The 22,583-nt window shown below is 54.8% G+C and carries 24 protein-coding genes; 9 read left to right on the top strand and 15 right to left on the bottom strand.

The features are described from left to right. Positions 1-228: 228 nt before the first annotated feature. The 6 genes from pgpA to nrdR form a co-directional block, all read right to left on the bottom strand. Positions 229-744 (bottom strand): phosphatidylglycerophosphatase A, encoded by a 516-nt coding sequence (gene pgpA / locus KO1_RS04610; protein WP_004099462.1) that lies wholly within the window; start codon positions 742-744, stop codon positions 229-231. Then, complete coding sequence (gene thiL, locus KO1_RS04605; RefSeq protein ID WP_004099460.1) at positions 725-1,699, bottom strand: thiamine-phosphate kinase; 975 nt, start codon at positions 1,697-1,699, stop codon at positions 725-727. The genes pgpA and thiL overlap by 20 nt, the downstream gene beginning before the upstream one ends. A 74-nt stretch (positions 1,700-1,773) precedes the next feature. Then, complete coding sequence (gene nusB / locus KO1_RS04600; protein ID WP_004099457.1) at positions 1,774-2,193, bottom strand: transcription antitermination factor NusB; 420 nt, start codon at positions 2,191-2,193, stop codon at positions 1,774-1,776. A gap of 19 nt (positions 2,194-2,212) precedes the next feature. After that, the gene (gene ribH / locus KO1_RS04595; protein WP_003021575.1) at positions 2,213-2,683 is read right to left on the bottom strand and encodes a 6,7-dimethyl-8-ribityllumazine synthase; all 471 of its coding nucleotides are present in this window, start codon (positions 2,681-2,683) and stop codon (positions 2,213-2,215) included. A 93-nt stretch (positions 2,684-2,776) separates the two neighbouring features. Next, on the bottom strand, positions 2,777-3,880 hold the full coding sequence (gene ribD, locus KO1_RS04590) for a bifunctional diaminohydroxyphosphoribosylaminopyrimidine deaminase/5-amino-6-(5-phosphoribosylamino)uracil reductase RibD (RefSeq protein ID WP_064406845.1): 1,104 nt from the start codon (positions 3,878-3,880) through the stop codon (positions 2,777-2,779). A 3-nt stretch (positions 3,881-3,883) separates the two neighbouring features. After that, complete coding sequence (nrdR, locus tag KO1_RS04585; protein WP_004099449.1) at positions 3,884-4,333, bottom strand: transcriptional regulator NrdR; 450 nt, start codon at positions 4,331-4,333, stop codon at positions 3,884-3,886. Between the two features lie 147 nt (positions 4,334-4,480). Between nrdR and KO1_RS04580 the strand changes: the two genes are divergently transcribed. After that, a complete protein-coding gene (locus tag KO1_RS04580) occupies positions 4,481-5,023 on the top strand; it encodes a SadB/YajI family lipoprotein (RefSeq protein ID WP_004099446.1) in 543 nt (180 codons plus the stop codon). 296 nt (positions 5,024-5,319) lie between these two features. Beyond that, the gene (locus KO1_RS04575) at positions 5,320-6,204 is read left to right on the top strand and encodes a nucleoside-specific channel-forming protein Tsx (RefSeq protein WP_004099436.1); all 885 of its coding nucleotides are present in this window, start codon (positions 5,320-5,322) and stop codon (positions 6,202-6,204) included. A gap of 43 nt (positions 6,205-6,247) precedes the next feature. Here the strand turns inward: KO1_RS04575 and KO1_RS04570 are convergent, their stop codons facing one another. From KO1_RS04570 to queA, 8 genes are all read right to left on the bottom strand, one after another. Next, positions 6,248-6,937, bottom strand: a complete 690-nt coding sequence (locus tag KO1_RS04570) for a helix-turn-helix transcriptional regulator (RefSeq protein WP_004099434.1) — start codon at positions 6,935-6,937, stop codon at positions 6,248-6,250. Between the two features lie 14 nt (positions 6,938-6,951). Continuing rightward, positions 6,952-7,317, bottom strand: coding sequence for a VOC family protein (locus tag KO1_RS04565; RefSeq protein ID WP_004099432.1), 366 nt, complete (start codon positions 7,315-7,317; stop codon positions 6,952-6,954). Positions 7,318-7,381: 64 nt separating this feature from the next. After that, positions 7,382-8,773 (bottom strand): M24 family metallopeptidase, encoded by a 1,392-nt coding sequence (locus tag KO1_RS04560; protein ID WP_023320428.1) that lies wholly within the window; start codon positions 8,771-8,773, stop codon positions 7,382-7,384. A gap of 116 nt (positions 8,774-8,889) precedes the next feature. After that, positions 8,890-9,861 (bottom strand): protein translocase subunit SecF, encoded by a 972-nt coding sequence (gene secF, locus KO1_RS04555; protein ID WP_004099428.1) that lies wholly within the window; start codon positions 9,859-9,861, stop codon positions 8,890-8,892. Positions 9,862-9,871: 10 nt separating this feature from the next. Further along, positions 9,872-11,719, bottom strand: a complete 1,848-nt coding sequence (secD, locus tag KO1_RS04550) for a protein translocase subunit SecD (RefSeq protein WP_071530320.1) — start codon at positions 11,717-11,719, stop codon at positions 9,872-9,874. A gap of 27 nt (positions 11,720-11,746) precedes the next feature. Next, positions 11,747-12,079, bottom strand: coding sequence for a preprotein translocase subunit YajC (gene yajC / locus KO1_RS04545; RefSeq protein ID WP_004099423.1), 333 nt, complete (start codon positions 12,077-12,079; stop codon positions 11,747-11,749). A gap of 22 nt (positions 12,080-12,101) precedes the next feature. After that, positions 12,102-13,229, bottom strand: a complete 1,128-nt coding sequence (gene tgt, locus KO1_RS04540) for a tRNA guanosine(34) transglycosylase Tgt (protein WP_004099421.1) — start codon at positions 13,227-13,229, stop codon at positions 12,102-12,104. Between the two features lie 196 nt (positions 13,230-13,425). Continuing rightward, a complete protein-coding gene (queA, locus tag KO1_RS04535; protein WP_004099420.1) occupies positions 13,426-14,490 on the bottom strand; it encodes a tRNA preQ1(34) S-adenosylmethionine ribosyltransferase-isomerase QueA in 1,065 nt (354 codons plus the stop codon). 258 nt (positions 14,491-14,748) lie between these two features. Here queA and acpH point away from each other — a divergent pair, with 258 nt between their 5' ends. The 7 genes from acpH to fba all read left to right on the top strand — a co-directional run bounded on the left by acpH (position 14,749) and on the right by fba (position 20,631). Then, positions 14,749-15,330: an ACP phosphodiesterase gene (gene acpH, locus KO1_RS04530; protein WP_004099419.1), complete on the top strand. Its 582-nt coding sequence runs from the start codon at positions 14,749-14,751 to the stop codon at positions 15,328-15,330. A gap of 170 nt (positions 15,331-15,500) precedes the next feature. Beyond that, entirely contained in the window at positions 15,501-16,103 is a 603-nt protein-coding gene (locus KO1_RS04525) for a peroxiredoxin (protein ID WP_004099418.1), read from the top strand. Positions 16,104-16,561: 458 nt separating this feature from the next. Beyond that, the gene (locus KO1_RS04520) at positions 16,562-17,005 is read left to right on the top strand and encodes a PTS sugar transporter subunit IIA (protein ID WP_004099417.1); all 444 of its coding nucleotides are present in this window, start codon (positions 16,562-16,564) and stop codon (positions 17,003-17,005) included. Between the two features lie 5 nt (positions 17,006-17,010). Then, positions 17,011-17,298 (top strand): PTS sugar transporter subunit IIB, encoded by a 288-nt coding sequence (locus KO1_RS04515; protein ID WP_004099415.1) that lies wholly within the window; start codon positions 17,011-17,013, stop codon positions 17,296-17,298. A gap of 20 nt (positions 17,299-17,318) precedes the next feature. Next, positions 17,319-18,710 carry a PTS ascorbate transporter subunit IIC gene (gene ulaA / locus KO1_RS04510; RefSeq protein WP_004099414.1) on the top strand — a complete coding sequence of 464 codons (1,392 nt, stop codon included), beginning with the start codon at positions 17,319-17,321 and terminating at the stop codon, positions 18,708-18,710. Between the two features lie 68 nt (positions 18,711-18,778). Next, entirely contained in the window at positions 18,779-19,741 is a 963-nt protein-coding gene (locus KO1_RS04505) for a carbohydrate kinase family protein (protein ID WP_004099413.1), read from the top strand. Positions 19,742-19,770: 29 nt separating this feature from the next. Further along, on the top strand, positions 19,771-20,631 hold the full coding sequence (fba, locus tag KO1_RS04500) for a class II fructose-1,6-bisphosphate aldolase (RefSeq protein ID WP_024273829.1): 861 nt from the start codon (positions 19,771-19,773) through the stop codon (positions 20,629-20,631). Between the two features lie 74 nt (positions 20,632-20,705). On the opposite strand, the gene KO1_RS04495 is transcribed toward fba, so the two are convergent. Then, positions 20,706-22,574: an amidohydrolase gene (locus tag KO1_RS04495; protein ID WP_004099409.1), complete on the bottom strand. Its 1,869-nt coding sequence runs from the start codon at positions 22,572-22,574 to the stop codon at positions 20,706-20,708. Between the last annotated feature and the right edge of the window lie 9 nt (positions 22,575-22,583).

Here is a 22,583-nt window from a genome sequence, read left to right as displayed (position 1 = left end):
TTTTCCACCGTCTGCGGGACAGTAGCCCGGACAGGTGCGCAGCACCGCCTCCGGGAAATTATGCCACTCTGCGCTTTGCTCCCGGGGGCGGCGCAAAGCGCCTTGCCCGGGCTACGAGTTCTCCACCGTCTGTGGGACAGTAGCCCGGACAGGTGCGCAGCACCGCCTCCGGGAAACGCCGGCTTGCACGATCTACGGGCGGTACACGTCAGGCGGGCCGGACGACCTTTAGAAAAGCCCAATTGGCCAGTGGTGGCCAATGACGTACAGCACCCCGGCGGAAATCACCCCGGCGACGATATCATCCACCATGATCCCCATCCCGCCGTGGATATTGCGGTCGAACCAGCGGATAGGCCACGGCTTCCACATATCAAAGATGCGAAAAATCACGAACCCGGCGGCAACCCACTGCCAGTCCATCGTCGGCAAAGCCATCAGCGTAATCCACATCCCGACAAACTCGTCCCAGACGATACTGCCGTGATCGTGGGTACCCATATCTTTCGCCGTACGGTGACAAATATAGACGCCGATGCAGATACTCATCATCACCACCAGCGAATAGAGCTGCCAGGGAATAAAGGTCAGCAAGTACCAGAAGGGAATCGACGCCAGCGACCCCATCGTGCCGGGGACCACGGGGCTAAGACCGCTGCCAAATCCCGTTGCCAGCAGATGCCAGGGGTTGCTCATCTTCAGCCGGCTTTTCGCCACATCTCTACTACGCGCCAAAATGGTCATACCCCTTAACGTCCAGCGTTACCGGCTTGCCCTCACGGGTGAATTGCAGGCCTTCCGATTCAGGAACGATCTGTCCAATACAGGTAAAACGCGCGCCGAGATTGGCAAGCGCCACGTCCAGCGCCCCGCGGTTGAGTTCAGGTACGGTAAAGCACAGTTCATAATCTTCACCGCCGGCGAGCGCCCAGCGCAGCGCCTGCTCCTTATCCACCTGGCGCAGCATCGCATCCGAGAACGGCATTGCATCAAGGTCGATGCGCGCGCCGCAGCCGCTGGCGTTGAGAATATGCCCCAGGTCGGAAATCAGGCCGTCGGAAAGATCGATGGCCGAATTCGCCAGATCGCGCAGCGCCTGACCCTGCAGAACCCGCGGCAGCGGGCGCAGATGACGCGCCAGGAGGTAATCCGCGTCGGTGGCATCTTCCACCTGCAGCCGATCCTGCAAAATCGCCAGGCCAGCAGCGCTGTCTCCCGGCGTGCCGGTGACGTAAATCCAGTCGCCATGCTTTGCCCCGGAACGCTTCAGCGCGCGTCCCGTTGGCACATAGCCGTGAATACCCAGCGTCATCGCCAGCGGTCCGCGAGTAGTATCGCCGCCAATGAGCTGCATATCGTAATAGTTAAGCTGTACGAACAGGCTGTCGCTAAAGGCTTCAAGCCAGGCTTCGTCCGCTTCCGGCAGGGTCAGAGCCAGCGTTAACCATGCCGGTTCGGCGCCCATCGCCGCCAGATCGCTTAAATTTACCGCCAGCGCTTTATAGGCGAGGTCGGCAGGGTCGATGTCAGGTAAAAAATGGTTTCCCGCCACCAGGGTGTCGGTGCTGATTGCCAGCGTTTTTTTCTCGGGGATATTCAGGAGCGCGCAGTCGTCGCCAATGCCGGTTTCAACATCAAGACGTGCGCTTTTTACGCGATCAAAATAACGGGCAATCAGGGAAAATTCGCCGCATGCCATACGTTATGCCTCAGAAAAAGAAAAGAATAAGGCCGGTTTGCAGAAGTGAGACTCTGCAAATCCGGCCCTGGAGTTTACTTTTTGTTGGGACGAATTACCGGGGCAGCTTTGTCCAGCACGCCGTTGACAAACTTGTGGCTATCTTCAGCGCCAAAGGTTTTCGCCAGTTCAATGGCTTCGTTAATCGCAACTTTGTACGGTACATCGCTACGCTTTGACAGCTCAAACAGCGCGATACGCAGGACCGCCTTTTCCACCTGACCCAGCTCATCCAGCAGACGAGAAAGGTACGGCTTCATCAGGCCGTCGAGATACGCGCTGTTAGTCGCCACTCCGGACAGCAGCTCGCGGAAATACAGAACGTCGACATCTTTTACATCCTGTTCCGCCAGGAACTGGTATTCGACATCAGCAATGTCGTTTTTGGACAACTGCCAGGAGTAGAGCGCCTGGACAGCACACTCACGGGCGCGGCGACGAGCAGCAGGTTTCACGGAATTCCCCTTACAAAAATCAGGCCTTGATGGCTTTCAATACGTTAATCATTTCCAGCGCGGTCAGCGCTGCTTCAGCGCCTTTGTTACCGGCTTTGGTGCCAGCGCGTTCGATGGCTTGTTCAATACTTTCTGTGGTCAGAACACCGAAGGCTACCGGGATTCCGCTGTCCTGAGCGACGTGCGCCAGGCCATTGCTTGCACCGCCAGCCACATATTCAAAATGCGCAGTGCCGCCACGGATAACGGTACCCAGCGCAATCACCGCGTCATACTTACCGGTTTTCGCCAGTGCGTCAGCCGCCAGCGGCAGTTCGTACGCGCCTGGAACCCAAACAACGGTAATGTTTTCATCTTTAACCTGGCCAATACGCTTCAGGGCGTCAATCGCACCTTCCAGCAGGCTGTCGTTGATAAAGTTGTTGAAACGCGCAATGGTGATGGCGACGCGAGCGTCCGGGGTAGCAACGTTAGCTTCAATAATGTTCATACTCTTCCTTCGGGTTCAGTTCATTTGGCCCCGCAAGGGGGGCGGATTCTATCATAATAATCGGCGCACTGCTTTCCCTTTTGACCAGGGAAATCAAGCGTTCACTAAATGCAGGCAAATATCCGGGCCTACATGACGTATCTCGTTGAATTTGAAATGGGGTGCTTGCACTAGTTTCTCAAGCCCCGGCAGCGCGCATAATCCGCGCGCATCGCTGCCTAACAGTTTAGGCGCAATATAGACGATAAGCTCATCCACCAGCCCGGCTTGCAACAGCGCGCCGGCAAGCGTTGGCCCGGCCTCCACCCAGATCGAGTTAATTTGCTGTTTGCCCAGCTGCATCATCAATAAAACCAGATCCAGCCGACCATTATGCTCCGGCACCAGCAGAGTACGTACGCTCTCCGGCCACTGCCGTTCATCTTCACGGGTGCGGGCAAACAGCGTTTCGCCCGCCTGCTGCACGATACGGTGCTGCGGCGTGACGCGATTGTGGCTATCAATAACGATGCGTAAAGGCTGGCGCAGATTTTCCTGCGGGTACAGCGCCTGGGTTTCAGCGTTGAGCTCGTCCCAGCGTACGGTCAGCGCCGGATCGTCCGCCAGCACCGTCGCGCTGCTGGTCAGAATAGCGTGGCTTTGCGCGCGCAGGCGCTGGACATCACGCCGCGCCTGCGGTGAGGTGATCCACTGGCTCTCTCCGCTGGCCATCGCCGTGCGGCCGTCCAGCGATGCGCCCATTTTTAGCTGGATCCACGGGAAGCCGGTGCGCATGCGCTTGAGAAAACCTTTATTCAGCGCTTCGGCTTCATTCATCATCAGCCCGTGGCTGACGTCAACGCCCTCCTGCTGCAAGCGGTACAGACCGCGCCCCGCGACCTGGGGATTGGGGTCCTGCATTGCGGCAACGACGCGGGTTACCCCTGCGGCAATTAGCGCTTCGCAGCACGGCGGCGTACGCCCGTGATGGCTGCAGGGTTCCAGCGTCACGTACGCCGTCGCGCCCTGGGCTTTTTCGCCCGCCATGCGCAGCGCATGCACCTCCGCGTGCGGTTCACCGGCGCGATAGTGAAAACCTTCGCCGACGATCTCGCCATCTTTGACAATCACGCAGCCGACATTCGGATTTGGGTGAGTCGTGAAGCGTCCGCGCGCAGCCAGCTTCAGCGCTCGCGCCATGTATATTTCGTCCTGCATGGATCAGTCCTGTAAGCGGGCGATCTCTTCGCCAAACTCTTTGATATCTTCGAAACTGCGATAGACGGAAGCGAAGCGGATATAGGCCACTTTATCGAGCTTTTTCAGCTGTTCCATCACCAGATTGCCGATCATTTTGCTCGGCACTTCACGTTCGCCGGTTCCGCGCAGGTGGGTTTTAATGTGGTTAAGCGCCATTTCGACGTCATCTGAGCTGACCGGACGCTTTTCCAGTGCTTTAAGCATGCCGCTGCGCAGTTTGTCCTCATTAAAAGGCTCGCGCACGTCGTTGCTTTTTACGACTCGCGGCATCACCAGCTCCGCCACTTCAAACGTCGTAAAGCGTTCGTTGCAGACCAGACACTGGCGGCGACGACGCACGGAAGAGCCTTCGCCCACCAGACGTGAGTCGATAACCTTGGTATCTACGGCGAAACAGAAAGGGCAATGCATAGCGCGTCCTGACAAGTAGTTAAACTAACAGGTAGTTTACCGCGAAGTGACCCGACAACAAAGAAAGAGCTTTTGAGACAAAGGATCTATAGTGCGTTTAGCCGAACGATCTACCATTAAGCATCCTCTGTTAACGGAATCTCGACTATGACAAGACGTTATTTAAAGCTGGCCATTGTGGGTAGCATTTTCACCCTTAGCGCCTGCGCGCAGCAAAGCGAAATTCGCCAGATGAACCAGAGCGTGAGCACTCTGAGCAAAGAGATGACCCAGCTCAATCAGCAAACGGTAAAAATTACTCAGCAAAACGTTCTGAACGCGAAATCAAACAGCGGCGTATACCTGCTGCCGGAGGCGAAAACGCCAGCTCGCCTGAAAAGCCAGATTGGTACCCTGCGCATGTCGCTGCTCAATATCGCCCCGGATGGCGACGGTACCCGCCTCACCCTGCGCATTCAGGGGGAATCAAACGATCCGCTGCCGGCCTTTAGCGCGACGGTCGCCTCCGGGCAGATCAGCGGCACAACCGATAGCTACCAGGAGGTTAATGTACAAAATCAGCTCATTAGCGCTCCGGCAAGCGTCCTGGCGCCGAGCGATGTCGACATTCCGCTGCGCCTGAATGGCGTGACGCCAGAGCAGGTTGGCTTCGTTCGCATCCACGATATTCAGCCCGCCAGTATGCAGTAATGCCGTCTGCCGGATGCGTTCAACATCCGGCTTTTTTTCCGCTGTGCAAATCCACTTACAGATTTCCCGATCGGTTCACTAAAAATTGACAGGAATTATGAATTTCGGTGGCATTTCGTCAAGAAATGCATAAAATCGTGAACGCAATCGATTACCTATGTCTTCGTTATGTGAAACAACACATATTTTTGTGAGCAATGATTCCTATAATAGACGCCACAGAAATACGAAATATTTAGAAACGCTACGGCGATTCTTTTAACGCCTTCAGGCTTAATTTAAACAGTGGCATCATTATGAAAAAAACATTACTGGCAGCTGGCGCAGCTCTGGCGCTCTCCGCATCTTTCTCTGCCAGCGCGGCAGAAAACGACAAACCGCAATATCTGTCTGATTGGTGGCACCAGAGTGTGAACGTGGTGGGCAGCTACCACACTCGTTTTGGGCCGCAGATTCGTAACGATACTTATCTGGAATATGAAGCGTTCGCTAAGAAAGACTGGTTTGATTTCTATGGCTATATGGATGCGCCGGTATTCTTCGGCGGCAACACCGACGCGAAAGGTATCTGGAACCACGGTTCTCCGCTGTTTATGGAAATTGAGCCGCGCTTCTCTATCGATAAACTGACCGGTACCGACCTCAGCTTCGGCCCGTTCAAAGAGTGGTATTTCGCCAACAACTATATCTACGACATGGGCCGCAACAAATCCGGTCGTCAGAGCACCTGGTATATGGGTCTGGGTACCGATATCGATACCGGCCTGCCGATGAGCCTCTCCCTGAACGTCTATGCGAAATATCAGTGGCAAAACTATGGCGCATCTAACGAGAACGAATGGGACGGTTACCGTTTCAAAGTGAAATACTTTGTGCCGCTGACCGATCTGTGGGGCGGTTCACTGAGCTATATCGGCTTCACCAACTTTGACTGGGGCTCCGATCTGGGCGATGACAACTCTTATGATTTGAACGGTAAGCATTCACGCACCAGCAACTCCATCGCTTCCAGCCATATCCTGGCGCTGAACTACGATCACTGGCACTACTCCGTCGTGGCGCGTTACTTCCACAACGGCGGCCAGTGGGCGGATGACGCGAAACTGAACTTCGGCGACGGCGACTTTAACGTCCGCTCTACCGGCTGGGGTGGTTATTTCGTGGTCGGTTACAACTTCTAATCGGCTCGATTATCCCCGGCAAATGCGCCGGGGATAATTAAAGCTAACGCTCTTCGCACCTCACCTTACGCAAGAAATCACTCAATGAACGATCGGCTCGTTCGCTGAAATGACGCCCGGTGGCGGAAATCTCCAGACAGCGGTCGAGACGGAAACAGCGATAATCCTCACGCAGCTCGCACCAGGTCACCAGCAGCCAGCGCTCGCCCCAGAAAAAAAGCCCCAGCGGCAGCACTTCTCGCTGCGACTGATTTCCCGCTTCATCACGATAGCGCAGCGCGAGCGCCTGCTGAGCGGAGACCGCCCGATGCACCAAATCAAACTGATCTTTGCTATAGCCCTGGGAACCAAAGTCCGGTGCGAACAGCCGCGACTGCTCGGCCTTACGTCGGCTCTCCGCGGGCAATATCGCCAGCACCTTTTCCTGCGCCGATTCCAGCGCCCGGGACAGCGACGCGCCGCCCCAGGTTTGCAGTAGCCGAATAGCGGCTATCAGCGCTTCCGATTCCTGGGTTGTCAGCATTAACGGCGGTAGATCATAGCCCGCCAGCAGCCGATAGCCGCTTCCGGCCTCTCCCTCAACCGGAACCCCGGAAAGCGAGAGATCGCGAATGTCGCGGTAAATAGTGCGCTCTGACACGCCAAGCCGCTCGGCCAACAATCCGGCGGTGGTTAATCTCCTCCCCCGCAGGATCTGCACGATTTGAAAAAGACGGTCGGCGCGTCGGCTCATTTTTGTTATCTCATTTATGCGGGTTGATGCAAACCAATCCGATTCCCCTCACTATCGATAAACAGGGCAATCGTGCCGATATCGTCCGCCAGCTCAAAGGGGCCAAAAACGCAGCTTCCGCCCGCAGAGTTGACGCGTTCTAGCGTGGCCGTCAGATTATCGGTATGCAGATAGATAATGCATCCCTGATCGGAGGGCTTTACGCTATCAAACTTTGCCAGCGCGCCGCCGGGAGCCGGGTCCTGATAAGGAAATACGGCCATTTCGGCACACTCCATATTTTCCCGTTTCAGCGTGACCTGCATCACCGGCTCGTAAAACGCCACGGCACGATCCATATCGGCAACCGGGATCTCAAACCAGTTAATGACGTTGTTCATACTTCCTCCTGTCCATTGTTTGGGTTCAGGAGGAGTGTATGACAGGCCTACTGACAGCATTGTGTCAGCATGGTGCGCAGACCAGCGCGCGCTCCGGGCTAAGCAGCCACGGACGCAGGTAGCCGACGGTACTGGAGAAAGGCAGCACCTCTTCAGGAAGCGCAATGCCAAGCCGATTGCCGATATACGATCGTCTGGCGACAATGCGCTGCCAGAGCTCGGGGTAACTTTGCGCCAGCTCCCGACGCAGCGCGCTGTCGGCAAGCGCCACGGTATCTTCAATGCTTGCGCCGCCGTAGCCCGCTCGGGAAGGAATAATGTCGATCTGCAATATCATTCCGCTTTGCAGACAGGCGGCTGAATGGGGGCCAATGGGCGAGCAGAGCCACTCTTCATCCGCGACCAGATGCCCCGGATTCAGGTGCCAGTGATATTCCGCCTTCGGCAATACTCGCTCGATCAGGGCATACATATCGCCGCCGCGCATGCCGATGCGCAGATTTTCCAGCCAGTTCACCACCGCGTTGAAATAGGGCTTCGCCACTACGTCCAGATAATCAGCCACCTCAGGCGCCAGTTCACTCTCATCGGCCACCACGTAGGCGGCGCGGCTGCTCAGGCCGCCTTTAAAACTGGTGGTGAGCGAGAATTTATCTCCGCGCTGGATAGCTTTATCGCTGGGGTAGAGATTCGCTCCGGCAAAGCGATCGCCGGTGGCGGCAATCATCACCACGCTATTCGCTTGCCCTTCCGCCGCCAGCAGCGCGCCGATTTGCTTTTCCGTTTTTCCCGGCGCAATGGCGTTAAGCGCGGTCAGAATCGCGGTTGAGGCGAGATTAGCACCGTACTCATAGTGCGCCAGCTCGTTGGCATTATTGGTGATTCGCGCTCCGCTTGCCGGGTCGATAAAAATGCCGGTGGCGTTGGTTATACTTGCCTGCGGCCCGGCTGCCTCGCGAATAGCGTCAACGATAAAGGCGGGCAGATCGAACATCCGCGCGCGGTCATCAACCGCGCCGGTAAAGAGCTTCCAGCCCGCGAGGCCAACTCTTTTTCCCCCCGCAACGCCCGCCTCCTGAAACAGCTGAGCCAACGTTTTGCGGGGTTCCATCGGTTGATTGGGCAGCGAAAACCACGGGGCGTGAATCACACGATTTTCCAGCCGCGCGTAGCTTGCCAGCTTCAGGTTCTCGTTACCCAGTACCAGCACCGCCTCACCGTCCCGATGCACTACCAGTAGCGCCTCTTCGAAACGGGGAATAAAACCGGTGAGATACTCAAAGTTGCCGCCGTGCTCTTTATCGGCATAGATGATAAGCGTATCCAGCCCTTGCTGCCGCATATTCGCCAGCACCTTCGCTTTGCGCTGGCGCAGCGTGTCGTCGTTAAGCGTGACGGAAGGCACATCGTACCAGAGCGGGGGTTGAGGAACGGTGGAAAGAGTTACGACAGCCATCGGCATTTCTCCATGTCATTTAGCGCTGATACAGGAGAGTAACCAAAATCCGGCCGGTTGTAATAAAAAAAATCCCGGCCTTGCGACCGGGATTCGTTTATCAATGCACGATTGCCTTACGGCAGAATTGACGGCTGATCCGCCCCTTCTTTCTCGACTTTCTGCTGCAGCATGTGCTCGCGCTTCATGCCCAGCTTGAGCGCCAGCGCGGACGCAACGTAGATAGAAGAAGCCGTACCGATGGAGACACCGATCAGCATGGTCAGCGAGAAGCCTTCCAGAATCGGGCCACCGAAGAGATACAGCATCAGGATAACCATCAAGGTCGTCCCGGAGGTGATCAAAGTACGGTGCAGGGTCTGCGTCAACGACACGTTAAAGATTTCGTACGGCGTACCGCGGCGAATCTTGCGGAAGTTTTCACGAATACGGTCAGATACCACGATACTGTCGTTCAGCGAGTAGCCGATAACCGACATCAACGAGGCCACAATGGTCAGGTCGATCTCTATATGCAGTAGCGACAGCACACCCATGGTGATCACCACGTCGTGCGCCAGCGCGATAACAACCCCTGCCGCCAGGCGCCACTCAAAGCGGAACCCTACGTAGATCAGGATACACACCAGCGCGGCTATCAGCGCCAGCGCGCCGGTCTGCGCCAGGTCTGCGCCGACGCTCGGCCCCACAAACTCAATACGCTTGACCGTCGCATTCTGGCTGGTCGATTCGTTAATCACGTTAACGACCTTGCTGCCCAGCTCCTGGCTGCCGTTGGCGTCATGTACCGGCGGCATACGCACCATGATGTCGCGGCTGCTGCCAAAGTTTTGCAGCTGCGGCTCTTCGAAGCCCGCCTTCTGCAGCGACTGGCGCACCTGATCCATATCAACAGGCTTTTCGAGGGTGATCTCAATCACCGTACCGCCGGTGAAATCCAGACCCCAGTTAAACCCGCGCACGCCAATGATAATAATGGACAGAATCAGCAAAAAACCTGAAATGCCGAAGGCCCAGTAGTCCCAGCGCATAAAGTCCCAGACTTTACGGCCGTGGTTCAATTGTTCAACAGTATATTCCTGTGCCACAACGCACTCCTCAGATAGACAGCTTTTTAACGCGCTTGCCGCCGTACAGCAGGTTCACGATGGCACGGGTGCCGACGATAGCGGTAAACATTGAGGTCGCAATACCGATACCGGTGGTAATCGCAAACCCTTTAATGGCACCGGTACCGACCGCGTACAGGATAATGACTTTGATAAGCGTCGTAATGTTGGCATCAAAGATGGAGCTAAACGCGCCGCGATAACCTTCGTCAATCGCCTGCTGCACGGAACGCCCGTTGCTCAGCTCTTCTTTAATACGTTCGTTAATCAGAACGTTCGCATCGACCGCTACCGCAAGGGTTAACACAATCCCCGCAATCCCCGGCATAGTCAGCGTCGCCCCCGGAATCAGGGACATAATGCCGACAATCAGCACGAGGTTGGCAATCAGCGCCGAGGTCGCAATCAGGCCGAACTTCTTGTAGAAGAAGATCATGAACAGGATAGAGACCACCAGACCGGCCAGACAGGCTTCCAGGCCCTGTTTGATGTTCTGCATCCCCAGGGTTGGGCCGATAGTCCGTTCTTCAACAATCTGAATCGGCGCAATCAGCGCACCTGCACGCAGCAGCAGAGAGAGCTGACGCGCTTCGGTCGCATTGCTGATGCCGGTAATACGGAAGCTGTTACCCAGACGAGACTGGATATTGGCGATGTTAATCACCTCTTCCTCTTTCGCCAGAATCGCACGACCGTTGGCATCTTTCTTACCGCTGTCTTTGTACTCCACGAACAGGGTCGCCATCGGTTTACCGATGTTGTCCTTGGTGAAGTTAGACATGATGTTGCCACCAGCGCTATCGAGGGAGATGTTAACCTGCGCCTGGTTGTACTCATCCATGCTCGACGTCGAGTCGGTGATGTGGTCACCGGTGAGGATCACGCGCTTGTACAGCACAACCGGCTGGCCTTCGCGGGTATATTTCACTTCAGAGTCGCCCGGAACGCGACCGGAAGCCGCTGCGGCGCTATCAACGTTAGTGTTAACCAAACGGAACTCCAGCGTCGCGGTCGCGCCAAGAATCTCTTTGGCTCGCGCCGTGTCCTGGATACCCGGCAGTTCAACCACAATACGGTCGGCGCCCTGACGCTGAACCAGAGGTTCGGCAACGCCCAGCTGGTTTACACGGTTACGCAGGATATTGATGTTCTGCTGTACGGCGTATTCGCGGGCTTCTTTCAGACGGTCGTCGGTCATCACGGCTTTCAGGCCAGTGCTGCCCTGAGCGGAAATAACCAGATCGCGATGACGAGGGCTAAGGTAGGAGATAGCCTGGTCGCGCGCGGCGCTATCGCGGAAGGCGATGCTCAGGCCGTAGTTGTCTTCTTTACGCACGGTCGCGTAAGGAATGCCTTTATCACGCAGTTCGCTGCGCAGGCTGTCGATGTTTTGTTCCTGCAGCTTGCTCAGTGCGGTATCCATGTCGACTTCCATCAGGAAGTGCACGCCGCCGCGCAGGTCAAGACCCAGCTTCATTGGCTCGGCATACAGGGCCGCCAGCCAGCGCGGGGTTGCCGGAGCAAGGTTAAGCGCCACGACGTATTTGTCACCCAGCACGCCCATCAGCGCTTCGCGCGCGCGCAGCTGGATATCAGTGGTGTCGAAGCGCGCAAGAATTGCGCCCTCTTCCAGTGCCACAGACTTCGCGGTAATTTTTTCTTCTTGTAGTGTTTTCTGGACCTGGATCAGCGTTTGCTCACTGGCGGCGACGCCGCGCGCGCCAGTGATTTGAACGGCCGGATCCTCACCATACAGGTTGGGAAGCGCATACACTAAGCCGACGACAATAACGACGACCAGCATGACGTACTTCCACAAAGGATAACGGTTTAACACGGCAGTTCCCTTAGGGAAAATGGGTAATTACAGCGCCTTCATGGTGCCTTTCGGCAGAACGGCAGCTACGAAGTCACGTTTGATAACCACTTCAGTGGTGTCGTTCAGTGCGATAGCGATGTATCCGCTTTCGGCAACTTTAGTGACGCGCCCAACCAGGCCACCGTTCGTCAGCACTTCATCGCCTTTAGCGATGGAGTTCATCAGGTTTTTATGTTCTTTGGTGCGTTTCTGCTGTGGACGCAGGATCATGAAGTAAAAAATCAGACCAAACACCACCAGCATCAGGATCAGAGACATCGGGCTGCCCTGCGCCGCGCCACCGGTTGCTGCTACCGCATCAGAAATAAAAAAGCTCATTGAAATTCCCTCATTATTAAAATTAGTCAACGTTCAAAGGTGGAACGGTTCGACCCTGACGTTGGTAAAAATCGGTCACGAAGCTCTCTAATTTACCCTCTTCGATAGCCTTGCGTAAACCAGCCATTAAGCGCTGATAGTATCGCAGGTTATGAATGGTATTGAGACGCGCGCCCAATATTTCGTTGCAACGGTCGAGATGATGCAAGTAAGCGCGTGAATAGTTGCGACACGTGTAGCAATCGCACTCCGCATCCAGCGGCGAAGTATCGCTCTTATGCTTCGCGTTGCGGATTTTCACCACGCCGTCGGTGACGAACAGGTGGCCGTTGCGCGCGTTGCGCGTCGGCATGACGCAGTCGAACATATCGATCCCGCGGCGCACCCCTTCGACCAAATCTTCCGGCTTACCGACGCCCATCAGGTATCGCGGTTTGTCGGCCGGGATTTGCGGGCAGACGTGCTCCAGAATACGATGCATATCTGCCTTCGGCTCACCGACAGCCAAACCGCCGACAGCGTAGCCATCAAAGCCTATCTCTACCAGACCTTTAACAGAGATATCACGTAAATCTTCGTAAACGCTGCCCTGAATGATACCAAACAGCGCGTTTTTGTTGCCGAGGCCGTCAAAACGGTCGCGGCTGCGCTTCGCCCAGCGCAGGGACATTTCCATTGAGCGCTTAGCGTAGTCCCAGTCCGCCGGATATGGCGTACATTCGTCGAAGATCATCACGATGTCGGAGCCGAGATCGTACTGAATCTCCATTGATTTTTCCGGATCGAGGAAAATCGGATCGCCGTTGATCGGGTTACGGAAGTGCACGCCCTGCTCGGTGATTTTGCGAATATCGCCAAGGCTGAAGACCTGGAAGCCGCCGGAGTCGGTGAGGATCGGTCCTTTCCACTGCATAAAGTCGTGCAGATCGCCGTGCAGCTTCATGATCTCCTGACCAGGACGCAGCCACAGATGGAAAGTATTACCGAGGATGATTTGCGCGCCTGTCGCTTCGACTTCCTCCGGCGTCATCCCTTTTACGGTGCCGTAGGTGCCAACCGGCATAAAGGCTGGCGTTTCAACGACGCCGCGCTCAAACACAAGACGGCCGCGACGCGCGCGACCATCGGTAGTATCTAACTCAAATTTCATTATCACTCCTGCGTCAGAAAAACAGTCTGACGTTTAACGATTCGCTACGGAATGATTCCATAGCTAATAAATTCCTGAAGGCGTCACCGGCGCAGCCTGTTTGCAATCGCTCAGCGCACAGCCACCGGAGCGTACGCCGTGTCCGTGAGAATGGCGATTACTGCCTGGCGTCAAAATGGCGAGTGAGATCGCCTTCTTAGGGACGCTCAAAAATAGCCTGCGGATTGTACGTGATAAACATCGCGTCCCCGTAGCTAAAAAAGCGATATTTTTGTTCTACCGCAGCCTTATAGGCGTTCATCGTATGCTGATAGCCGGCAAAAGCAGAGACCAGCATAATCAGCGTCGATTCAGGCAGATGGAAGTTGGTCACCAGCGCATCAATGACTTTGTACTGATAGCCCGGGTAGATGAAAATCTGCGTATCGTTGAAGAAAGGCTCAATCAGGTCGTTTTTTGCCGCCTGCGCCGCGCTTTCCAGCGAACGCACCGACGTCGTCCCGACGGCAATCACCCGGTTGCCGCGCGCTTTTGCCGCCAGCACCGCATCGACCACCTCCTGCGGCACTTCGGCATATTCAGAGTGCATGATGTGATCTTCAATGCTGTCTACGCGCACCGGCTGGAAGGTTCCGGCCCCAACGTGCAGCGTGACGAAGGCCATCTCCACGCCTTTTTCACGAAGCTTCGCCAGCAGCGGCTCATCAAAGTGCAGGCCGGCGGTTGGCGCGGCAACGGCCCCCGGTTTTTCGCTATAGACGGTCTGATACAGCTCGCGGTCGGCGTCTTCGTCAGGACGATCGATATACGGCGGCAGCGGCATATGGCCGATAGCGTTGAGAATATTCAGCACGCTGCGCGCGTCATCGAACTCAACTTCAAACAGCGCGTCGTGACGTGCAACCATGGTCGCTTTAATACTTTCATCGTCGCCGAGCAGCAGTTCTGCGCCCGGTTTCGGCGCTTTCGAAGCGCGAATATGTGCCAGAATACGCTTATCATCGAGCATCCGCTCAACCAGCACTTCAATCTTGCCGCCGCTGGCTTTACGGCCAAACAGACGGGCTGGGATCACGCGGGTATTATTAAATACCAGCAGATCGCCAGGGTTGAGCTTATCGAGTAAATCAGTGAAAGTACCGTGCGTCAGCGCGCCTGTCGGCCCGTCTAATGACAGCAAGCGGCAGCTGCTGCGCTCAGGCATCGGATAGTGGGCAATCAGGGATTCAGGTAATTCAAAGGAAAAATCGGCAACGCGCATGACGGTAACTCAGACTTAATAAAGAGGCGGGTAGTCTAGTGCCGGGAGGTTATCCCTGCAACCTTTACCCCTCGGGATGAATAACATAATCTATACACAAAATCATTCAAGATGCATCGAAACAGCAACTGAGTGAGTGACAAATCTGCCAGGAACAGATTTGAACGCCGCGCAGCGGCGGCCCGTAAGGGCCAGTCTCATGGATGAGACGAGTAACTCAGCAGCCAACAAAGAGGCAGTTTGAAGGATGAAGTTTATATGAATTTTCTCGCGCACCTGCATCTTGCTCATCTCGCCGATAGCTCCCTTTCCGGCAATTTGCTGGCCGATTTCGTTCGCGGCAACCCCGCTGATGAGTGGCCGGTTGACGTCGTGGAGGGCATCTTTATGCACCGCCGGATCGATGTGCTGACCGATAACCTGCCGGAAGTCACCGAAGCCAAAGCGTGGTTCCGCGCCGAAACGCGCCGGGTTGCCCCCATTACGCTGGATGTGATGTGGGACCATTTTTTGTCACGCCACTGGGCGCAGCTGTCGCCGGAACTGCCGCTGCCGGAGTTTATCCGCTACGCTCACGCCCAGGTCACGCCGATCCTCCCAGCCTCCCCGCCGCGCTTTATCAATCTCAATGAATATCTGTGGTCGGAGCGCTGGCTTGAACGTTACCGGGATATGGATTTTATTCAGCGCGTGCTGAACGGGATGGCCAGCCGCCGCCCGCGACTCGATGCCCTGCGCGACTCCTGGCAAGATCTGGATACCCACTACGATCGCCTTGAGCGGCAGTTCTGGCGCTTTTATCCGCAGATGATGACGCAGGCGGAAAAACGCGAACTATAAATGATTGCGCTTTTGGCGGAAAAGGCTATTCTGAAAAGCGTTTTTAAATAACGATTGATAGGCAAAAACTATCTCAGCGATTGTCAGCGTCGCGTTGAGTTCCCCCGCCCCTCTCCCTATACTTGCCCGCGTTGCGTTCCAATTAACCTTAGTATTAACAGGAGAATCATATGGTTCTGGTTACTCGTCAGGCTCCGGACTTCACCGCGGCGGCAGTTTTAGGTAACGGCGAAATCGTTGAGAAATTCAACTTCAAACAGCATACCAGCGGTAAAGCGACCGTTCTGTTCTTCTGGCCGATGGACTTCACCTTCGTTTGCCCGTCCGAACTGATCGCTTTTGACAAACGCTACGAAGAATTCCAGAAACGCGGCGTCGAAGTGGTTGGCGTTTCTTTTGACTCCGAGTTCGTCCATAACGCATGGCGTAACACTCCAGTGGACCAGGGCGGCATCGGCCCGGTGAAATACGCGATGGTTGCGGACATCAAACGCGAAATCCAGAAAGCGTACGGTATCGAGCACCCGGACGAAGGCGTTGCCCTGCGCGGTTCCTTCCTGATCGATGCCAACGGCGTTGTTCGCCACCAGGTCGTTAACGACCTGCCGCTGGGCCGTAACATCGACGAAATGCTGCGCATGGTTGACGCGCTGCAGTTCCACGAAGAGCACGGCGAAGTTTGCCCGGCGCAGTGGGAAAAAGGAAAAGAAGGGATGGCCGCTTCTCCGGAAGGCGTGGCTAAATACCTGACCGAGAACGTTTCCAGCCTGTAATCGGCAAACGTTCAGCAAAAGGCTCGCAGATGCGGGCCTTTTTTGTTTTTACCGCCTGGAGTTACCCGCTCGCCACAGCTTTTTTACTCATCAGCATACAAATATTGATGTCACGAATAAGTAAGATCCTCCGTCAGGGCTTTTTTTGCTATCTCGTTCAAACTTTGTAAAAAAAACCGCCCAATATTTGTGATGAGTATTACATTTCTTCATTTTAAATTCAGCGATTTAACCATTGGCTCCTGCTCCCATTTTCTTACCGGCAAAAAGAAAAAACACAACCGATTGATATTAAACAAGATAATAAAAAACCTCAGAACCGATAAAGTAATTCACTTTTGCCGTCAGTGTGATCGACTTCAATATTTAAAAATCCATCTGTGATCTAACCCATAATTTTTATTGATATATTTGGTCATGATCGAGTTCAAGAATATGAACCCAGTAAGGATCGGATGATGGATATTATTTTTAACGCTGAACTGGTTGCGCTTAAGCAGGATATTTCCAACGCCGTACAGGGTATCGAATTCGCCGGAAAGCTGCTGACTCAACAAAATATATGTCATCCGGAATATGTGAATGAAATGGTCGAGGTCTATCAGGATTTTGGTCCCGCCATTGTTATCGACTACGGCCTGGCGATGCCTCATGCCCGGCCAGAAAAAGGCGCCTTGCGCACGGGCTTCTCTTTAGTCACCAGCAGGCAGCCAATCGTCTTTGGCCATGAGGAGTTTGATCCGGTTAACGTCATCATCGCCATCGCCGGCGCGGATGCCGATAGCCACATAAAAATGATTCAGCTAATAGCCTCGCTGATTGAGTCTGACATTGTGACCTTCCTTCAGCAGGCCAATGATATCGATTCAGTATTACATTTCATCCAACAACAAATGGAGTAGTCATTATGTTAGTTATCAGAACAGTTTGTGGTAACGGTATTGGCAGTTCATTAATGGCTGCGAATAATGTCAAAAAGATCTGTGATGAATTGGGTATTAAAGCCGACGTCGCCTCCGTTGATTTTGCCAACGCTGTTGGAGAAAAAGCTGACCTTTACGTCACAATTAAAGAGCTGGCAAACCAATTTCCTGCGCATTGTAATGTCGCCATTATTCGCAGCTACGTGCATAAAGCGAAAATCGCCGAGGATATTACCGAAGCACTCACCAAAATTGCTGCGACTCACTCTTAATCATTATTGAGGGAACGATCATGCAGGCTATTCTTAGTTTCTTATCGGAAATATTTAGTCAACCCGCATTTCTGATGGGGATTATCGCATTTGTCGGTTTAGTGGCGCTGCGCTCCCCCGGAAATAAATTACTCACCGGCACCTTAAAGCCTATCCTGGGCTATTTAATGCTAAGCGCCGGCGCAGGGGTTATCGTTGCTAACCTCAATCCGCTGGGTGGGATTATCGAAGCCGGGTTTAATATCCGTGGCGTTATTCCTAACAACGAGGCCATTGTCTCCGTCGCCCAGAAGGTGCTGGGCGTAGAAACCATGAGTATTCTACTGTTAGGTTTTATTTTTAACCTGCTTATTGCCCGCTGCACTAAGTATAAATATATCTTCCTTACCGGCCATCACTCTTTCTTCCTTGCCTGTCTGTTCTCAGCGGTGCTACAGGCGGCGGAATTCCGCGGCTGGATGCTGGTGCTCATCGGCGGATTCCTGCTCGGCTCATGGTCGGCGATATCTCCGGCCATTGGCCAACGCTATACCAAGCAGGTCACCGAAGATGGCGGTATTGCGATGGGACATTTTGGTTCTCTGGGCTACTACATTTCAGCGTGGATCGCCACCAAAACCGGCAACCCGGCGAACTCGTTCGCCGATACCGAAATCTCAGAGAAATGGGGCTTTCTGCGCGATACCACGGTCACCACCGGGATCGTCATGTTCGTCATCTACTTTGTATGCAGCGCCGTCGCCGGTAGCGAGTATCTCAGCACCATTACGGATCAAAATATGCTGATCTTCTCTGTCCTGACCGGCCTGCAGTTTGCGGTTGGCGTCGCTATCGTCTACAACGGCGTGCGGCTGATCCTCGGCGATCTGGTACCGGCGTTCCAGGGAATTAGCCAGAAGCTGATCCCCAACTCCATCCCCGCCGTTGACTGCGCGGTATTCTTCACCTTTAGCCCAACCGCGGTCGTCGTCGGCTTTATCAGCTCGTTCATTGGTGGACTGGTCGGCATGCTTTTTCTTGGCGGATTGGGTATGGCGCTGATTATTCCGGGCATGGTGCCGCACTTCTTCTGCGGCGGCACCTCCGGTGTTTTCGCCGATAAGCTGGGCGGTAAACGCGGCTGCATCATCGCCTCATTTATCGGCGGTATCTTCCTTGCTTTCCTTCCGGCGATGCTGCTGCCGGCGCTGGGTAATCTGGGCTTTGAAAATAGCACCTTCGCCGACTTCGACTTCGCGGTTTGGGGCATCATCATCGGCAACGCTTTCACCCAGTTTGGCCAGATTACTATCTATTTGATTTGTCTGGCACTGATCGTCGCACTGCTGGTGCCATTCTGCTTTCGTTCAGTTCGCGTGGTCGGTGACACGCTCAGCTATGAGGAGCTCACTGCGGATAAGAAAAATGAATAAGCGGTTTCATTTTTCCCTGCGGGAAGGAACCTCTCTTCCCGCAGCTGACAAAATAATCAGGAGTGGTTATGGCTATCTTGTCCATCGGGTTTTCATGTTTTGATCAGTTTTTCTTTTTAAATGAATGGCCGCAGGAGAATACCAAAAATTTCTGTCACGATTTTATTGAAAGCGGCGGCGGGCCGGCAGCGAATGCGGCATGGCTGTTGGGGCTATGGGGGGAGGATGTCTATTACATCGGCCATCTGAATCAGGATCTTTACGGCCAGAGAATTATTGCTGAATTTGCCGAAGCGGGCGTTGATACCAGTCAGGTGGTCTTTTCTGATGAAATGATCACCCCCCTGGCTTCGGTGCTGGTCAATCGCCTGACGGGTTCGCGGACGATCATCACCCGTAAAATGCAGACGCCGCCGTCGCTGACCTACGATCAGAAGCTCAAGCTCGATGATTTAGCCGAACGGCTCATCGCCGCTGAAGAACCCGTAACGCTATTAGTGGATGGCCATGAAGCCGAGATCAGCGAGTATTTAATTAAGAAACTGCCAAACGCCCGGGTAGTCATGGATGGCGGCTCACTACGCGCCAGTAATATTAAACTGGCGGCTTGGACCGATTATTTTGTGGTCAGTGAACATTTTGCCCGGGACTATATGGGATATCGAGCCCTGAGTACTGAAGCAGAAATTAAGGCGGCGCTCATTGAGCTTAATAAAATTTGCCGCGGCGAAGCCTTTATTACCCTTGGTGAAAAAGGCTGCGCATTTTTAAAGAGCGGGATGCTGCAAATAGTTCCCTCCTGGCTGTGCAATGCTGTTGATACCACCGGCGCGGGAGACGTATTCCATGGCGCTTTTACCTACGGCGTTCACTACTCCTGGCACATTGACAATATTATTTTATTCGCCAGCCTCACCGCCGCTATTTCTATTGAGAAAAAAGGCGTACGTGAATCGATGCCGGATCTTGCCGTCGTCCACAATTCCTTAAATAGCTATGAAAGAAACTTAAAGCAATATTTTGATGAATGATTGCTATTAATTAATAACACGAGGTGACTATGTTAGTTTCTATGAAGGACATGCTTCAGCATGCCCTACGGGACGGTTATGCCGTAGGGCAATTCAATATTAATAATCTTGAGTGGGTCGGCGCTGTATTAAGTACCGGACAACAACTGCGCTCGCCCATTATTTTAGGCGTTTCCGGCGGTACGGTGAAACATATGCTGGGATTAAAATGTATTCATGACATAGTGGTCAATGCCATGGATTATTTACATATTGATATTCCGGTGGCTTTGCATCTGGACCACGGTACCACCCGCGAGGCCTGCGAGGCGGCTATCGAGGCCGGATTCAGTTCCATTATGTTTGACGGCTCACATCTGCCGTTCAGCGAAAACCTCGCCATCACTCGCCATCTGGTTACGCTGGCGCACAGCAAAGGCATCTCAGTCGAGGCGGAGCTGGGGACGATTGCCGGAAGCGAAGATGGCATCGTCAATTCGGCGGTCATCTACGCCGACCCTGAGGAGTGCTACACCCTGGTGAAAGAAACTCAGGTTGACTGCCTGGCGGCGGCGCTGGGTTCGACCCATGGACTGTATAAAGGCAAAGCCAAACTGGGTTTTACGGAGATGAAAGCCATTTCTGAGCGAGTCAATGTTCCGCTGGTCCTGCACGGCGGTACCGGTATTGCCGATGACGACATGCGTAAAGCCATCGCCTGCGGTACGGCCAAAATCAACGTCAATACCGAAAATATGTACGCCTGGTGTCAGGAGGTGAAAGCCCTGTTTGCCGCCGATACCGGTCATGACGTGAACGACCCGCGCAAAGTGATTAATCAGGGACTGAAACCGGTACGCGAAATGATTGCGCGGCGCATCGCGCTTTTTGGTTCACAGAACCGCTATTAAAAAACGGAAAGACAAGCACTTTCGTCAGGAAGGGAACCCGCCGCCGGACAATACCGGGGCGGGTTGAGCTGGTGCTAAAACGCAAAGCAGGAGCAGCCGAGTACGCCCCAGAACGCCTGCTCATCGGCAACCGGAATCGCCGACTGGCGCGCAATATCATGCTGATGCCCGTGTACGCCGCAGCTGCCGCAGCACTGGTGCATCTGAACTATCGCGCCGATTTTCGCGGCGGTCGGCGGCGCGGAACGGTAATGACCCGGCACCTTCACCACCGGTGACCACTCTGGCAGCACCGGAATGGGCGGCGGCGCCAGCGTCGAAAAGTGTCCGGCGGCGTACACCACCTTGCCGTCAACGACCGTCAGTACCGACTCGATCCCCTTAATTTCCTCTTCCGCGACGCTGAAATAGTCTTTCGACAGCACCACCAGATCGGCAAGCTGGCCTTGTTCAATGCGCCCTTTCTTACCCTGCTCGCTTGAGAACCACGCGCTTCCCGCCGTCCACAGCTCCAGCGCCACGTCGCGCGGCAGGCGGTTGCTGTCGTCGTACATCGCCATTCCGCCGACGGTACGTCCGGAAACCAGCCAGTAGAGCGCGGTCCACGGATTGTAGCTCGCCACGCGGGTAGCATCCGTCCCCAGTCCCACCGGAACGTCCAGCTCGAGCATTTTCGCCACCGGCGGCGTATGTTTGACCGCATCTTTACCGTAGCGGTCGACAAAATATTCGCCCTGGAAAGCCATACGGTGCTGAACCGCTATGCCGCCGCCCAGCGCTTTGACGCGTTCGATATTGCGTTCGGTGATGGTTTCCGCATGATCGAAGAACCAGTGCAGACCATTGAACGGAATTTCGCGATTTACCTTCTCGAAGACGTCGAGCATCCGGCTGATGGATTGATCGTAGGTGGCGTGCAGGCGAAACGGCCAGCGGTGCTCTACCAGGTGGCGCACCACCCGCTCCAGCTCATCTTCCATTCCCTCCGGGAGGTCCGGACGCGGCTGCAGGAAATCTTCAAAATCCGCCGCCGAGAAAACCAGCATCTCCCCGGCGCCGTTGGCGCGGTAAAAGTCGGTGCCCTGTCCCGGCTTGAGCATATCGGTCCAGCGCTCAAAATCTTCCAGCTCCTGCTTAGGTCGCTGGGTAAACAGGTTATAGGCGATCCGCACGGTCATCTGCTCTTTGGCGTGCAGCTGTTCAATAATTTCATAATCTTCCGGGTAGTTCTGGAAACCGCCTCCGGCATCGATAGCGCTGGTTAGCCCCAGACGATTCAGCTCGCGCATAAACTGGCGCGTTGAGTTGACCTGCAGTTCCAGCGGTAGCTTCGGCCCTTTGGCCAGCGTTGAGTAGAGGATCATCGCGTTGGGTTTGGCAATCAACATGCCGGTAGGATTACCGTTGCCGTCGCGAACGATCTCGCCGCCCGCCGGATCCGGCGTCTCTTTGGTGTAGCCCACCGCCTTCAGCGCCGCGCGGTTCAGCAGCGCGCGATCGTACAGGTGCAGGACAAATACCGGGGTATCCGGCGCCGCATCGTTAAGCTCCTCGAGCGTCGGCATCCGCCGTTCGGCGAACTGAAATTCGCTCCAGCCGCCGACCACCCGCACCCACTGCGGCGACGGCGTGCGATCGGCCTGATCTTTCAGCATCCGCAGCGCATCCGCCAGCGAGGGAACCCCCTCCCAGCGTAGCTCCAGGTTGTAGTTCAGACCGCCGCGGATCAGGTGCAGGTGGGAGTCGTTAAGACCGGGGATCACCGTATGACCTTTAAGATCGATAATTTGCGTCCCTTCCGCGGCAAAACTCATGATCCGATCGTGACTACCGGCGGCGAGGATTTTACCGTCAGCGATCGCCACCGCATCGGCCAGGGGATTTTGACGATCGAGAGTATGAACCCGACCGTGAGTCAGGATCAGTGTGGCAGTTTGCGACATAACGTTCTC

It is taken from the genome of Klebsiella oxytoca NBRC 105695 (assembly GCF_001598695.1).
In the GTDB taxonomy this organism is placed as follows: Bacteria; Pseudomonadota; Gammaproteobacteria; order Enterobacterales; family Enterobacteriaceae; genus Klebsiella; species Klebsiella oxytoca.
The sequence above is the reverse complement of the archived record's forward strand: the minus strand, read 5'-3'. Positions and strand labels throughout refer to the sequence as shown.

What these genes read in the sequence shown, in the direction of transcription:
- pgpA (WP_004099462.1), bottom strand. Translation starts at nt 744, where the DNA reads ATGACCATTTTGGCGCGTAGTAGAGATGTGGCGAAAAGCCGGCTGAAG.
- thiL (WP_004099460.1), bottom strand. Translation starts at nt 1,699, where the DNA reads ATGGCATGCGGCGAATTTTCCCTGATTGCCCGTTATTTTGATCGCGTA.
- ribH (WP_003021575.1), bottom strand. Translation starts at nt 2,683, where the DNA reads ATGAACATTATTGAAGCTAACGTTGCTACCCCGGACGCTCGCGTCGCC.
- ribD (WP_064406845.1), bottom strand. Translation starts at nt 3,880, where the DNA reads ATGCAGGACGAAATATACATGGCGCGAGCGCTGAAGCTGGCTGCGCGC.
- nrdR (WP_004099449.1), bottom strand. Translation starts at nt 4,333, where the DNA reads ATGCATTGCCCTTTCTGTTTCGCCGTAGATACCAAGGTTATCGACTCA.
- KO1_RS04580 (WP_004099446.1), top strand. Translation starts at nt 4,481, where the DNA reads ATGACAAGACGTTATTTAAAGCTGGCCATTGTGGGTAGCATTTTCACC.
- KO1_RS04575 (WP_004099436.1), top strand. Translation starts at nt 5,320, where the DNA reads ATGAAAAAAACATTACTGGCAGCTGGCGCAGCTCTGGCGCTCTCCGCA.
- KO1_RS04570 (WP_004099434.1), bottom strand. Translation starts at nt 6,937, where the DNA reads ATGAGCCGACGCGCCGACCGTCTTTTTCAAATCGTGCAGATCCTGCGG.
- KO1_RS04565 (WP_004099432.1), bottom strand. Translation starts at nt 7,317, where the DNA reads ATGAACAACGTCATTAACTGGTTTGAGATCCCGGTTGCCGATATGGAT.
- KO1_RS04560 (WP_023320428.1), bottom strand. Translation starts at nt 8,773, where the DNA reads ATGGCTGTCGTAACTCTTTCCACCGTTCCTCAACCCCCGCTCTGGTAC.
- yajC (WP_004099423.1), bottom strand. Translation starts at nt 12,079, where the DNA reads ATGAGCTTTTTTATTTCTGATGCGGTAGCAGCAACCGGTGGCGCGGCG.
- tgt (WP_004099421.1), bottom strand. Translation starts at nt 13,229, where the DNA reads ATGAAATTTGAGTTAGATACTACCGATGGTCGCGCGCGTCGCGGCCGT.
- queA (WP_004099420.1), bottom strand. Translation starts at nt 14,490, where the DNA reads ATGCGCGTTGCCGATTTTTCCTTTGAATTACCTGAATCCCTGATTGCC.
- acpH (WP_004099419.1), top strand. Translation starts at nt 14,749, where the DNA reads ATGAATTTTCTCGCGCACCTGCATCTTGCTCATCTCGCCGATAGCTCC.
- KO1_RS04525 (WP_004099418.1), top strand. Translation starts at nt 15,501, where the DNA reads ATGGTTCTGGTTACTCGTCAGGCTCCGGACTTCACCGCGGCGGCAGTT.
- KO1_RS04520 (WP_004099417.1), top strand. Translation starts at nt 16,562, where the DNA reads ATGGATATTATTTTTAACGCTGAACTGGTTGCGCTTAAGCAGGATATT.
- KO1_RS04515 (WP_004099415.1), top strand. Translation starts at nt 17,011, where the DNA reads ATGTTAGTTATCAGAACAGTTTGTGGTAACGGTATTGGCAGTTCATTA.
- ulaA (WP_004099414.1), top strand. Translation starts at nt 17,319, where the DNA reads ATGCAGGCTATTCTTAGTTTCTTATCGGAAATATTTAGTCAACCCGCA.
- KO1_RS04505 (WP_004099413.1), top strand. Translation starts at nt 18,779, where the DNA reads ATGGCTATCTTGTCCATCGGGTTTTCATGTTTTGATCAGTTTTTCTTT.
- fba (WP_024273829.1), top strand. Translation starts at nt 19,771, where the DNA reads ATGTTAGTTTCTATGAAGGACATGCTTCAGCATGCCCTACGGGACGGT.
- KO1_RS04495 (WP_004099409.1), bottom strand. Translation starts at nt 22,574, where the DNA reads ATGTCGCAAACTGCCACACTGATCCTGACTCACGGTCGGGTTCATACT.